The organism is Bacillus silvicola (assembly GCF_050524305.1).
Taxonomy (GTDB): Bacteria; Bacillota; Bacilli; order Bacillales; family Bacillaceae_G; genus Bacillus_A; species Bacillus_A cereus_AT.
In genome coordinates this window covers 473,318-486,501 of record NZ_JBNGVC010000017.1, presented here as the reverse complement: position 1 = coordinate 486,501, position 13,184 = coordinate 473,318, and the positions used below count along the sequence as shown (strand labels likewise).

Genomic DNA, 13,184 nt, shown 5'->3' with positions numbered 1-13,184 from the left:
TTTTAATGATTCATAAATCCGTTGAAATGTTCGCATCAAATTCATCTGATGTTTTGGTATCTATTTTTTTCCCATCAATTGTCATCTTTATTTTTTGTTTTTGGTTTGCTGTTACCACCCAAGCGTTCGGTAAATAACGATCTTCATGGGATAATGTAGACGGTGAATTTATAACCTTTCCTCCTAAAAATAGCGTAGCAGAAGAACCTCCATCCATAGCCATTGCATTTATAGCTCCTTTTTCATATAGAATATCTTGACACTCTTTTAACGTAGCTCCTATACTATGCGTCTGTCTACCGTCAATAACTAGAAACATAATTGTACCATCTTCTTTTTGGGCCATAATACTTCTTGGAGCCGAACCCCAACCACCGTCTCCTTCTGTAATCATTTTTTCTCCATTTACAATTAACTGTGGCATAAATCCAGCTGCGGAAACGACTTGTTTATCCAACAGTTGTTGGGTAGAATAATTTCCTGTTATCATTTGACCAAACTTTGTTAATCCCGTAATAATTGTAGGGGCATTTCTATCCATATTTGTATCAATAGCTTTCCCATTTTCTATCACAATTCCAGTAGCAACATTTCCTCCACCCCTTCCTGTTTCGTCAGCAAATCCACTTGCATTCACAGCAACAAGTGCATGATTACGTTTTGCCATTACACTAATTTTTTCTCCCCTATTAGCGCCCTGTGTTCCTTGATGGTTAACAAGTTTAACATTGAAGGGGTTGCTAATGGTAACTAAGAGCCTGTTTATAGTCTTATCTTTTTATTAAAATAGCGAGAAATCCTAGGACAACCATTTGTTTACTTGTTTCTAGTTTTCTCTCTACATTTTTGAACAATCGTCTGTATTTTTCTAACCAAGCAAATGAGCGCTCTACGATCCATCTTTTAGGGATCACTTGAAATTGATGCAATTCGGACCGCTTGGCAACTTGTACTTCAGCATTCAATAGCTTTTGAATTTCTTTTTGAAACTTTTCTCCTGTGTACCCACCATCCGTGAGGATGGCTTCTATGGTTTCTTTCAATTCAGGATATTGCTCGTACATTTCGAGTGCGCCTTTTCGATCTGTGACATTGGCAGTGGTAACATGGATTGCATGGGGAAATCCAAGAATATCTACACTGATATGTCGTTTAATACCAGAAACTTTCTTACCACCATCATAACCTTTTTGTTCAGCCGTATCTGCATTCTTAACACTTTGGGCATCGACAATATTAAAGCTAGAGCTTTTGGGGCGATTCACTGCTTCCCTTATTTGCCCAACAATTTTTTTAATAAGGTCTCTAATAGACTACTACCTTCGGCATTGGATTTACTCCATTTTGCATAGTAGCGGTAAACATTTTGCCATTTGGGATAATCTTTTGGTAAAGCACGCCACTGGCAGCCTGTACTCAGAACATAGAGTAGTGCATTGAACACATCATAAAGGTCATACTTTCGCGGACTTGTGCGTTTGCTAAACGTTTCTAGTTCCTCACGAATGATCTCGAATTTTTCACGGCTGATATCACTTGGATAAGACATACACTCATCTCCTGTTTTTGCATACATCCTAACATATTTATAAGACTATAAACAGGCTCTAACTTTCCTTCGAAAAGAAAACGACTATCTTTATTACTTTTAATTGTTTCTACATCAATTTCTAATGGCTGATTTTTTAATTCTTCTAATCTTTTTCCTGCTATTTTTTTATAAATATGCTCATCACTGTTTGACCATTTCGGATGATTAATTCTATCTTGCAATTTATCTAGTTCCTTTTGGGATAGGAATGTATATTTCGCATATTGTGGATGCTGAGAAGTTAGTATACTCCCAGCGATTGTTATACGAAGCTCTCGTCCATAGCTAGTACCAAATAATATTCCTATACCAATAATCATGAAAATAGAAAATAGAAGCAAAATTCGTTTGAAAATTTTTCTTAGATGTTTCATAGTTTTATCCTCCGGTATTAATTACATTCAATGAATCCTTTAAAATAGTATTTATCCCAAGGCAAAAGTGTCTGATTTTCTCATTCCTGAATTCTCCACTATATTTTAGTAATCAAGGCAAAACACTTATTCCCCATTTCGTTTTTATTTCAGTGTATATTTACAAATTTAATAACGTTTTTGCAACCATGAAATAAATTACTAATCCTGTTCCGTCAACAAATGTTGTAATAAATGGACCTGAAACAACTGCAGGATCTAGTTTTAATTTTCTTAGAATTAAAGGTAAAACAGCTGCTACAAGAGAGGCCCAAATAACAATAAATAATAAAGTAATTGCTACAACTTTTGCAACTTCTGTTCCAACTCCTAACATATAAGCACGAGTGAGCCCAGCTATCCCAAGTGCAAGTCCAAGAAGCATACCAATTGCAAATTCCTTTTTCATTACACGGAAAATGTCTTTAAATTTCACCTCTCCAATACCGATTGCACGAGTAATTGTTGCTACAACCTGTGTTCCTGTATTTCCTCCAGTACCTACTAATAACGGTACAAAGAAAGCTAAGGCAACTACTGTTTCAATTTCGTCTTCAAAATACTTTAGTACTGTACCTGTATATGCTTCAGCAACAAAAAGAAGCAATAACCATGGTAGACGTTTTAAGAAAATGCTCCAAATACTAGATTCAAAGTAAGATTGATTTAACGGTTCACTTCCGCCTAACTTTTGGATATCTTCTGTAGCTTCTGCTTCCATAACATTCATTACGTCATCAAATGTTATAATACCAATCATTTCATTATTTGCTGTTGTTACGGGTAATGCTGCTAAATTATAATTCAGTAGCTTTTTTACAACTTCTTGCTGATCAACTTCAGCGTGTACTGAAATTACCTCTCGAATCATGATAGTAGATAATATCTCTTCATCTGCTGCTAGTAATAACTCATGTATGGAAACGATTCCCTTAAGATAACCATGACTATCAAGAACATAGATATAAGATATTGATTCTACATTTTCAGAATGCTCCCTAATGTACTTCAATGTCATTTTTACTGACCAATTCCCTCTAACTGCAACAAAATCACTTGTGACAAGACTTCCTGCCGTTTCAGGTTTGAAAGCCATTAATTTTTTTACATTATGTTTTGTAATTTTATTTAAATACGCCATTAATTTAGCTTGTTTTTCCGGATGAACCGCTAGAAGTAGATCTACTGTTTCATCAATCGGTTGTAAATCTAGTAACTTTTTAGCTTTGTTTTCAGATAAGTGAATTAAGATATTATATTTTTCTTCTGTACTCAAATGTTGAAGAATTTTTGAGCTTTTTAATACAGGAATCTTATCTAGTAATATGACTTGATCTTCAATTGAAAACCGTTTTACTTCTTGCGCAACATCATACGACGGATGACGTAAAACTTTCTCTGCATCCAAATTATTTTGGGTTACAAGTAATTCATTTAATAATTTCTTCATGTTAACTCCTCCTTATATTGCTAAGGGAGACTCTAGAGTTTCATGAGTGGTTTTGTGTTATTTTATCTGTCTAAAATTTTTATTAGAGCATTAATAGTTACATTGCAATCAATTTATTATTTAGAACTACCTCCTTTTTGAATATAGACAAGATAAAAATAAATAACATTAAACAAAAAAACCTTTACTCAAAAAGGAGTAAAGGTTTTTTACAATACAAATAAATGATTATTAAGACAGCTCTGCAAAAAATCCCAGAGGTGCCTTTCTATCAAATCGTATACCACTCCCTCGTTGAGTTTTAGCACTGTATAGCATAGGTTTTTATAACCAGCTACATTAAAAAGGGCCTTAATCCGACCGTTCCTGTTGACCCATTGGCGTCTCTCGACATTTTTGGGCAGCAGCGTTTCTCTATACAGGAGCCTCACCTAACAAAGATTATTGAATTACTTCAAAATTTAAACCAGAATTTAATATTTGTCAACTAACTTTCGATTCGATTCATAATAAATTCTTTTTTAGAGCAATGTAATTCAATTCTATTGTAATTTGAAATTCAACCTAAAAGATATAAAATTTAAATACAATTAGTTCGAAGAAACGTTATAAAATATATGAAATTTCGTATAGGAAACTTATTGTTTATGATCAATTTATAACTTTATAGCAGGAGTTGAATCTTTGGTCATACCGTACTTCAAAAGAACATTATTCAAAAATCTTATTTTATGATTAAAATCTTCTTTACTGTTTATCAAATTTATATGGTTAAACTACTCAATCAAATTATACACTACAGGCCGAAAATAAGTATCTATACGAGATGATTAAATACATTTTCTCGTATTATTTCTCAAAATTCATAAAACAATAAAAAATATAAAATTAGCAATATGCTTACTTGACAAGCAAAAAAAAAGTATTTATGCTGGCTACACGAAACAAATACATAAAATTTATATTGCTAAACCTGTTAGGTGAGGCTCCTATACAAACACAGGCTATTGCCCAAAAATGTCGAAAGACGCCAATGGGTAGAACAGGAATTGTCGGATTAAGGCTCTTCTTAAGATAGCTAAGTAATCAATTTCCATTACTTTACGTTGTATAGTGCCAAAGCTCTACTAGGGGGAGGAAAGCTTTATTTAGTCATGCCAATTTAAATCCCCCCTAGTATGTAACTAGGGGGGATTTTTGCGTAAGAAAACAGGGTGTAAGCGATAGAATCTTTCAAAACAAAAATACTATTTAGTAGTTGATGAGAACAAGATTCTACTCATTAGCAAATGTAATATTAAGTGTTAATGTAAATCAGGAGGATATTAAAATGAAAAAAATATTAAAACTCGATTATCTATTGCTCCTCCCTCTATTCATAACATGTACTTTAGGTATTATCATGATGTATAGCGCGAGCTCCATTGTTGCTGTTCAACATTACGGTTATAACAGTAGGCATTTTGTTGATTCTCAATTAACAAAGCTATTTTTAGGAACAATTGGGTTAATAGTTTGTGCTATTCTCCCATATGAAATATGGAAAAAACGAATAGTCTCTATCTGTATTATGGTTGGGGGAATTTTTTTATTAATTATGGTTTTGTGGAAAGGAAAAGTGGTAAATAATGCTCAATCATGGATCTTTGGAATACAGCCAGCTGAATTTCTTAAATTAGGAACAATACTTGTAACAGCCCGTTTTTTTGCATTACGACAAGAACAAGCTAAAAAGATTTGGCGTGGTAGCGGAAAACTTTTATTTTTTTTAGCTGCAATTTTTTTTCTAATCTATAAACAGCCAAACTTAGGATCTGCACTTTTAATATTAGGTATAGGTTTTAGCATATTTCTTTGCTCTGGAATAAATGTAAATCTATTAATTAAAAGAATTATAATCAGTTCTATTTTTTGGTTACCTTTTTTATACTTTTTAATTCAATTTAGCTTGTCAGAAGTTCAAAAGACACGTATTACTACAATTCTCAATCCCTTTGTTGATGCGCAAGGAAAAGGATATCAGCTTGTAAATTCTTTTATTGCCATTGGCTCTGGAGGAATTACTGGACGTGGATTCGGAAATAGCATTCAAAAAACCGGTTATCTTCCAGAACCACATACTGATTTTATAATGGCAATAGTTTCTGAAGAACTAGGGTTTATTGGTGTATTTATTGTATTGGCAGGGGTTTTGACTATCGTTCTTCGTTCCTTAAAAATTGCACAACTATGTGTAGATCCATTCGGAAGTTTTATAGCAATTGGTATAGGATGTATGATTGGTATGCAATCCATTGTAAATTTAGGTGGTATTACGGGACTATTTCCTCTTACGGGTACTCCATTTCCATTTGTTAGTTTTGGTGGAAGTTCTTTAATGGTCAATTTAATAGCAATAGGAATATTGCTTAATATTTCAATTTTCAATAAAATTAAGTTTAATAATTATAATATATAATTTTTATATAACTCTATTTTTCAGAGATTATAAAATTTAACCTCATTGAGCAATCTATGTTCAAATAATTTCTAATTAGGTTTTTAACTGTATGAATATTAATTTTAATACCAGAAAAGGCAGGAGCTTTTGGTGAAAACTTATTAAATAATTGTTTAATCGATGTATGTGTCTTTTCATTATATGTATTATTCATCTCAATCACATACCCTTCACCTAAAATGATTAGAAATATATTGACTTGTTATTTTTCTTATATTGAATTTAATTGGACCACTTTTGTATTGTCATGTCGCCTATAAAAAAAGAAAACTTAATTAAGTTTTCTTTTTTTGTTATTCCAAACCTGATTAGTTTTCATAAAATAAATGAATAGCTATAATTTGTCTACAATCATAGGTATGGTAATAATATGTACCAGACTCCATACACATTGCGCTTGTATAAATGTTATTATCTAATGTACCTTCTTCCGTTATTACTCCACCTTTTGGAACCTCACAATTTGATAAGATATGAAAAATGGCCGATATGCCCTCTTCTTCGTTATCTATACCTTGAATATTTTGTTTGCCATATGCTGCCCGAACAAACCTTGATGGTGGGGTGAAATCCCCAGGGAGTCCCATCGAGCCTGAACCTTGTCCAAAAGCACTTAATGGTACATTCCCCCATTGTGTTGGCACATATGGCTGCGATTTAAGACCGATATATTGTCTTAAATTTTGTAGATGCCAGTTAAACTCAGGACTATTGGTCATTACCCCAAGAGGATTATCATATATTTTTAGTCCTGCAGTTGTCGGCTCTAGTACAATACAATCTCCCCATTTATCCGCTAAAATCCAATGTAGCGGTGGAGTACCCCCTAAAACAGGTAATGGTACATCCCAAAAGGAAATACTATCTACAGAGTTCTTTAACTCTTCGACAGAATTGAATTGTGTGAGACTCCATGCCACAAAATCAAATGGAGCCAGATTCGTTTTATTTTCATCTATACTGTTACTATAACTAGCGAATCCTGGAAAATAGGGTGTTGCACATGTCATACCTGATTCATTTACTCCGTCCGCCAGGATGATCTTTTCCTTGATGGTTAATCCCCATCCCTACAACAGCTTGTTTCGCCTCGATGGTTTCACCAGTTATATTGTTCCATTGATAACTTCGAGGAACTATTATTACTTCTTGATGGAAATCTAATGTAAAATCCATCGTTCTTGCAAAAAGATGCTGACCGCTTTTTGTCTGTAATGTCAAACTGGTACACATAAAGAACACCCCTTTATTTAGTTTATTTGAATAGAAACCATTTAATTTCTATCCTTAAGTTAATAGGCATGTATCGTGACCTCTATTAATAAATATGGTTGCTAATTTTATTTCGATCTTCCTTGCACCCAAGCAGCAATATCATTTATAACATACTCAGGGATATTAGCAGGACTATAATATTCATCCGGTTTACTTAACTCCCCATCTCCTTCTGTAAAGAAGTGATTTAACTTTGGATATAGTCGATAATCAACGTTATCTCGCTCTTTTAATTGTTCTTTCCAAAGAGGAATTTCGATTTTTGATTGAACTTGATAGTCTCTTTCTCCTTGAAGAATAAGAAGCGGTGTCTTTTGTTCTTTTGACATTTCTGCTGCTTTAATTTTACGAATAGAATCCCAAAATACTGCTGATCCTAAGTAAAAATCTTTTGGAGGATTCTGACTAGAGAAATTGGGATCATTTAATAATTCAAATTGCGATTTGTAAAATTTATATTCATCCGGTTTCATTGCTCCAATGGAAAAAAGATACTCAAATTGATCTAAAACAACATCTTGGATCGTACGGGCTGGTCCTCCCATCACGATTGCCCCAGCAATATTTTGATTTTGGTCTTTTTCAATCATTTTCGGAAGCATCATTCCACCTTGACTATGACCAAGAATATAAATTTGATTCTTATCTATCATAGGTTCATTTTGAAGAAAATGAGTCACAAGAAGAGCATCATCTGTTGTCTCTTTATCAACTGTATAAAAAGGACTGGACTGTGTTTTCAATCCATGCTCATAAGTTCGTTTATTATAGCGAAGGACAGCAATTCCTTTCGAGGCAAGACCCTCAGCTAAATCGCGAAATGGTTTTAAAGCAAACGCTGTTTCATCCTGATCGCTTGCCCCAGATCCTTGAACAAGAATAACCGCTGGGAAAGGACCCTTTCCCTTCGGAACAGACAATGTTCCTGGTAATGGAAACGCACCACTTCCAACTACTACTTCTTTATCAATGAATGATTCAGGCTTACTATATGATGGACGCTCTGCAACAGGACTAAACGACATGCTAAGTTGAAAATCATCTATTTTTCCAGATGAATCTAGCCTAATTAGTAAAGGTACTGTAAATTGTTCAAAAGCTAATTTAATCTCTACATTTGTATGAACGGAATTTGTCTCTTTTTGTGTTACCTCTCCAATTCCCATAAAAGTACCTGCTTGTAATTGCACAGGGAGTCCCTTCCAATAGCTCTTCAGCCATTCTTCGGATATTATTTTCCGTAATGATCGAGAAGTTAAATCAATTGCAGATTTATAGTCTTCTGTATCCAGATAACGGATAAATGAAAGGGTAGTAGCTATAACAGGGTTTTCATCGTCAGTATTGCCTATTTTTTTTATATTTGTGCTTGTTTCCTTTAATGTCGAAATAAATTGGTGATAGAATGGATTTTTATATGTACCAGGATATAAGCTTGATTTCAATACATCCATATTCCGTCCCTCATGCAAACTTGAAGAACTCGCGAAATTTTTAGGTGAAATTACTTCCTCCGCATATGAAACTGAAGGAATAGTTATTGCACAAATGGCACTGACAAGTAATAACTTATTCCCTATTGTCTTTTTCGTGCTCATATTTATTGATTCTCCCTTCAAAATTAAGATTTTTTAATACAGCATGCCATGTTCTATAAGGAAAATTAAAATTATCAAAGAGATTAATAGTCTACTTTATGATCCCCCCTAACAGATTAAAAAGCTATTATAAACAAACTTCAATAAAAAATGCCTTCACCCTCTTTTTTTGATTGGATTTTTGAGTGACATGGAAAGACCAAGCTGAATCACATGTAGCTGACAAAAGGTATACAGATACACCAGTATCCAACAGTGAATATAAAATCTCAGTAGAAATGTTCTTTTGAATTTCTTTTTTCTTGTTATTTGATTAATAAAAAGAGAGCACTCCTCAGTAAGTGCTCTCTCGTAAAAAGTATCAGTAATTCTATTCGTAACCAATCTGCACACCATTCTCACATTCGCAATACGTATTATCTCTAAGGTGTTTTTAATGCGTAATTTCTATATAATAAAGAAAAACATTTATTAACGAGCATTTTCCAATACTTTTATTAAGTCATTTACATTTTCAATTTTCTGCTGAAATTTATCAAGTCTGGTATGTAGCAATGAAGGATTCTTATCTTCTTTTGAAATAACTTGTTTTAATTCTTGATCTAAATGATCATACGCATCAAAAAAATTATCAAATTCTACACTCACAAGTTCTTCATTTTCACGATAATATCTTTTTGCTTCTATGCGGGCTATGACAAAAAACCTGACACTTCCCCTACTAGGCCTATTTCACATATTTTACCCCCTGTGCACAATACTCTTTTATAAAATATATTTTATTCATATATCATTACCCAATATTTTTCTTCTAGCTCACCTTCTTCAATAACTTTTTTCCAGCCCATATTCTCATAAAATTTTAGTGCTTTTTGATTTTTAGAAACACACTTTAATCTTAATGGTGTATTCATCTTTTCTATGGAAGCATGAAGTAACTGTCTTCCAACCCCCTTACCAAAGAACTCAGGATGTACAAATAAATTGTGTATAAAGTTTTCAGGTAAATATAAAGAAGCAAATCCGAGGATATGATTATCTTCCTCTGCTAGTATTATATATTCTCCTTCAGTATGTTTATCAAAATCTTCTACAGTCATTTCATTTCTATCTAGCCAATGAAAACTTTCACGCCGTGACTCTAAATATATCCTTCTTAAATTAGGGTAGTCTAATGCAGTCGCTACTCTAATATCCATTTTCTCACTCTCTCTTCCTTTTTTTAATTGAATAAATCTAACCGTTTCTAGAGGAAATGGTTAGATTGACGAGAGAAAATTTCTTCACTCGTATCTCTTTAAAACAATGGCTGCATTATGACCTCCGAAACCAAATGAGTTAGATAGACCTATATTTATTTTCACTTGGCGAGCAACAGATGGCACATAATCCAGATCACATAATGGATCAGGATTTTCTAAATTAATTGTTGGAGGAACTATCCCTTCCTTTAAGCTCATTGCTAAAGCAATTGCTTCAACTCCACCAGCTGCCCCTAACATATGTCCAAGCATAGATTTATTAGCTGTTACTGGAATCTGATAAGCTTGTTTTCCAAACAGCTGCTTAATAGCCATCGTTTCAGAGATATCCCCTACTTTTGTACTTGTTGCATGGGCACTAATAACTTCAATTTCTTCAGGCGATATATTGGCATTTTTTAAAGCTGATCTCATTGCAAGATAGGCACCTTTACCTTCCGGATGTGTAGCTACGATATGGTGTGCATCTGAACTTGCACCATATCCAATGACTTCTGCATAAATCCTTGCCTTTCTACGTAAAGCATGAGATAAAGATTCTAAGATTAGAATTCCAGCTCCTTCTGACATGACAAATCCATCTCGATTTTCATCAAATGGACGACTAGCCTTTGTGGGAGTATCGTTTCTTGTTGATAATGCTGTAGCGTTACCAAAGCTTGCTATTGATAAGTCTGTTATAGCTGATTCTGTTCCACCCGCAAATATAACGTCAGCTTCTCCAGAACGAATTAGTCTAAAGGCTTCTCCAATAGCTGTATTTCCAATTGCACAAGCAGAAACAGGTGACATAGAAGGTCCCATCGCATTCCACTTGATACTAATTTGTGCTGCAGCAGCATTAGACATTATGGCAGGTACTAGAGTTGGGCTGACTCTTCTTGGCCCCTTTTGCCTAAGCGCATCAACATTCTCAATCAAAGTTTCAATTCCTCCGATACCTGAACCTACGTATACGCCTAACCTTTCTACATCTATACGATCGAGGTCTAACTTAGAATCTGACCAAGCTTGTTCAGCTGCAGCCAAAGCAAATTGAGAAAAACGATCTAAACGTCTTGCTTCTTTCTTTCCTAAAACTTCATCTGCATCAAAATCTTGGACGATACCCGCAATTTTTGTTTTATGATTGGTAACATCGAAAGTATCGATATTGACTATACCAGATTCCCCTTTAATTAGATTGTTCCAAAACGTTTTGATGTCGTTTCCTATAGGAGAAACTACTCCCATACCAGTAATCACAACTCTTTCCACTTTGCATTCCCTCCAATCAATAATATACTTGTATTTTACAGTCAATTTATCCTATTACAAGGGGGAATTTATCCTAGTATAACTACTACTAGGATAAATTGATAAGATAAGGAGTTTTAAAAATGAATAATAAAACAAGGCTTGAAGCTCTGTCGACATTCTTAAAAGCTAAGCGCGCCCAAATTAGGCCAGCGTCTATTGGTTTGTCTGCCGGAAACCGGAGAAGAACACCTGGGTTACGAAGAGAAGAGGTTGCACAGTTAGCAGGTGTAAGCACCACTTGGTATACATGGCTAGAGCAAGGAAGAGATATAAAGGTTTCTACAATCGTACTTGATTGTATTTCTAAAGCTTTGCAATTAAATAATGATGAAACAGACTACTTATATGACCTAGCATTCGAAACAAATTCAGAAATTACTAGTCCAAAAAAGGATCAATCAAAGCTTAGTCCTTCTTTAATACGAATACTAGATGAATTAACATATTGTCCGACTATCATTACGGATCGACATTGCCATGTTGTGGGATGGAATCCTGCAGCTGCTTATGTTTTTTTAGATTTTGAACAAATACCGAATGATCAAAGAAATTTAATTCGTTTAGTATTCACTAGAAAAGAATTAAAAGCATTGGCCGTCAATTGGGAACATTTTGTGAAAGGTTTTCTTGCTATTTTCCGTACCTATTATGGACGCTATTTAGACGATGAATGGTACAGCCAGTTTATTAAAGAAATGATTCATTCCCATTCAGAATTCCAGGATTTATGGCAAGAAAGCCAAGTGAGTAAGGCTCCAGACATGATAATTGAATTCAGACATGCTAAAGCAGGCAAAATGTTGTTTAATTTAACTTCTCTTCAAGTTCAAGGTGATATGGATTTACGGTGCAGTATCTATACTCCAGTAGGGGAAACAGATACAGAAAATAAATTAAAGCGATTAATGAAGAGGGTTTCCAGTGAAAATTAATAAAGTAAGTTCATTACATTAGCAAAATGATACTGATTACTGAACAAAGTCAATATTCCTTATGGGAAAAAAGAGTTAACTTTACTGTTTCCTTTTTGTTCCATGAGTGGATGGCGTTAGTTGAAGGAAAATAAGCTAATTTGCATTCGGATTTCTATGATCCTTCTTCCATTATAGGGTGCTTTAATGGAAGAGGGATCATAGAAATGAACAGACTTTTTTATAAAAGAATGAATCAATTAAATAAAGTAAGAGCGAGAGCGTGTTTCGAACAATTTCAGAAGACATAGGTTATTTATCTCTTTGTTCTGTACCCATTAAAGATTTCCACAATACGAGGTCAATCTATCTTGTTTCTCGTACAGAAAAGATAGAACGAGCTCTTTTTAAAACATTTATGACTTAGCCCCCCATATCTATCAACCTAACAGAAAAGGTTGCCCCAAAACGATAAAAATGAACTTCGGCGCTGTAAAAAACACAAAATTATCGTTTAGGGGGTACTTTAAAGTCTTAGCTTGATAGCGATGTGGCGGTACCCATAAATAACCAAATTCTTTTACTTTATGCAATTTCTATAAGTGGTTCAGTTAGGATTTCATATTGAAGTTTTTAGTTTATGTATTTATTTACACTTGGATTAGTAATAGCAAACATAACACAATTGGAATCTTATTTTTCTTCAGGAGCCAATGACAATAATGAGAAATTTAAAGATACATATTGATTACTCGTATCACTCATTACAACAAAGTTTATTCAACTGAATATATTATGTTCTTTATAAAATAATACAACCCCTGATACAATATGACTACACTGTATCAGGGGTAATTTTTGATGTTGCACTATCTTCTAACACAT

Annotated in this window: 7 protein-coding genes, 5 pseudogenes and 2 riboswitches; of the genes and pseudogenes, 2 read left to right on the top strand and 10 right to left on the bottom strand. The window is 33.9% G+C overall.

What is annotated here, in order from left to right:
• Nucleotides 1–10: 10 nt before the first annotated feature.
• The 4 genes and pseudogenes from ACP6L7_RS33870 to mgtE all read right to left on the bottom strand — a co-directional run.
• Nucleotides 11–754, bottom strand: a pseudogene (locus tag ACP6L7_RS33870) (phosphodiester glycosidase family protein); the annotation flags it as partial.
• Nucleotides 755–770: 16 nt separating this feature from the next.
• A protein-coding gene (locus tag ACP6L7_RS33865; RefSeq protein ID WP_430528891.1) for an IS5 family transposase occupies nt 771–1,549 on the bottom strand; the annotation gives its coding sequence in 2 pieces (ribosomal slippage) (nt 771–1,288 and nt 1,288–1,549; 780 coding nt in all).
• Between the two features lie 32 nt (nt 1,550–1,581).
• Nucleotides 1,582–1,965: pseudogene (locus ACP6L7_RS33860) on the bottom strand (hypothetical protein); the annotation flags it as partial.
• Nucleotides 1,966–2,125: 160 nt separating this feature from the next.
• Nucleotides 2,126–3,454 carry a magnesium transporter gene (gene mgtE / locus ACP6L7_RS33855; RefSeq protein ID WP_430529735.1) on the bottom strand — a complete coding sequence of 443 codons (1,329 nt, stop codon included), beginning with the start codon at nt 3,452–3,454 and terminating at the stop codon, nt 2,126–2,128.
• Between the two features lie 278 nt (nt 3,455–3,732).
• Nucleotides 3,733–3,900: riboswitch (M-box (ykoK) riboswitch) on the bottom strand.
• A 519-nt stretch (nt 3,901–4,419) separates the two neighbouring features.
• Nucleotides 4,420–4,596: riboswitch (M-box (ykoK) riboswitch) on the top strand.
• Nucleotides 4,597–4,784: 188 nt separating this feature from the next.
• Between mgtE and ACP6L7_RS33850 the strand changes: the two genes are divergently transcribed.
• Nucleotides 4,785–5,912 (top strand): FtsW/RodA/SpoVE family cell cycle protein, encoded by a 1,128-nt coding sequence (locus ACP6L7_RS33850; protein WP_430529734.1) that lies wholly within the window; start codon nt 4,785–4,787, stop codon nt 5,910–5,912.
• Between the two features lie 106 nt (nt 5,913–6,018).
• On the opposite strand, the pseudogene ACP6L7_RS33845 reads toward ACP6L7_RS33850, so the two are convergent.
• The 6 genes and pseudogenes from ACP6L7_RS33845 to fabF all read right to left on the bottom strand — a co-directional run.
• Nucleotides 6,019–6,108 (bottom strand): annotated as a pseudogene (locus tag ACP6L7_RS33845) (serine hydrolase); the annotation flags it as partial.
• 157 nt (nt 6,109–6,265) lie between these two features.
• Nucleotides 6,266–7,187: pseudogene (locus ACP6L7_RS33840) on the bottom strand (choloylglycine hydrolase family protein); the annotation flags it as partial.
• Nucleotides 7,188–7,294: 107 nt separating this feature from the next.
• Complete coding sequence (locus tag ACP6L7_RS33835) at nt 7,295–8,827, bottom strand: alpha/beta hydrolase (protein WP_430529733.1); 1,533 nt, start codon at nt 8,825–8,827, stop codon at nt 7,295–7,297.
• Nucleotides 8,828–9,298: 471 nt separating this feature from the next.
• A pseudogene (locus ACP6L7_RS33830) lies at nt 9,299–9,514 on the bottom strand (hypothetical protein); the annotation flags it as partial.
• Between the two features lie 92 nt (nt 9,515–9,606).
• Nucleotides 9,607–10,026: a GNAT family N-acetyltransferase gene (locus ACP6L7_RS33825; RefSeq protein WP_097831086.1), complete on the bottom strand. Its 420-nt coding sequence runs from the start codon at nt 10,024–10,026 to the stop codon at nt 9,607–9,609.
• An 84-nt stretch (nt 10,027–10,110) separates the two neighbouring features.
• Complete coding sequence (fabF, locus tag ACP6L7_RS33820) at nt 10,111–11,346, bottom strand: beta-ketoacyl-ACP synthase II (protein ID WP_097831087.1); 1,236 nt, start codon at nt 11,344–11,346, stop codon at nt 10,111–10,113.
• 122 nt (nt 11,347–11,468) lie between these two features.
• Here fabF and ACP6L7_RS33815 point away from each other — a divergent pair, with 122 nt between their 5' ends.
• Complete coding sequence (locus tag ACP6L7_RS33815; protein WP_097831088.1) at nt 11,469–12,320, top strand: helix-turn-helix transcriptional regulator; 852 nt, start codon at nt 11,469–11,471, stop codon at nt 12,318–12,320.
• Nucleotides 12,321–13,184: the final 864 nt, after the last annotated feature.

Excerpts from the sequence above, each read along its gene's own strand:
- ACP6L7_RS33815 (WP_097831088.1), top strand. The coding sequence starts at position 11,469 with ATGAATAATAAAACAAGGCTTGAAGCTCTGTCGACATTCTTAAAAGCT.
- ACP6L7_RS33835 (WP_430529733.1), bottom strand. The coding sequence starts at position 8,827 with ATGAGCACGAAAAAGACAATAGGGAATAAGTTATTACTTGTCAGTGCC.
- ACP6L7_RS33825 (WP_097831086.1), bottom strand. The coding sequence starts at position 10,026 with ATGGATATTAGAGTAGCGACTGCATTAGACTACCCTAATTTAAGAAGG.
- ACP6L7_RS33850 (WP_430529734.1), top strand. The coding sequence starts at position 4,785 with ATGAAAAAAATATTAAAACTCGATTATCTATTGCTCCTCCCTCTATTC.
- mgtE (WP_430529735.1), bottom strand. The coding sequence starts at position 3,454 with ATGAAGAAATTATTAAATGAATTACTTGTAACCCAAAATAATTTGGAT.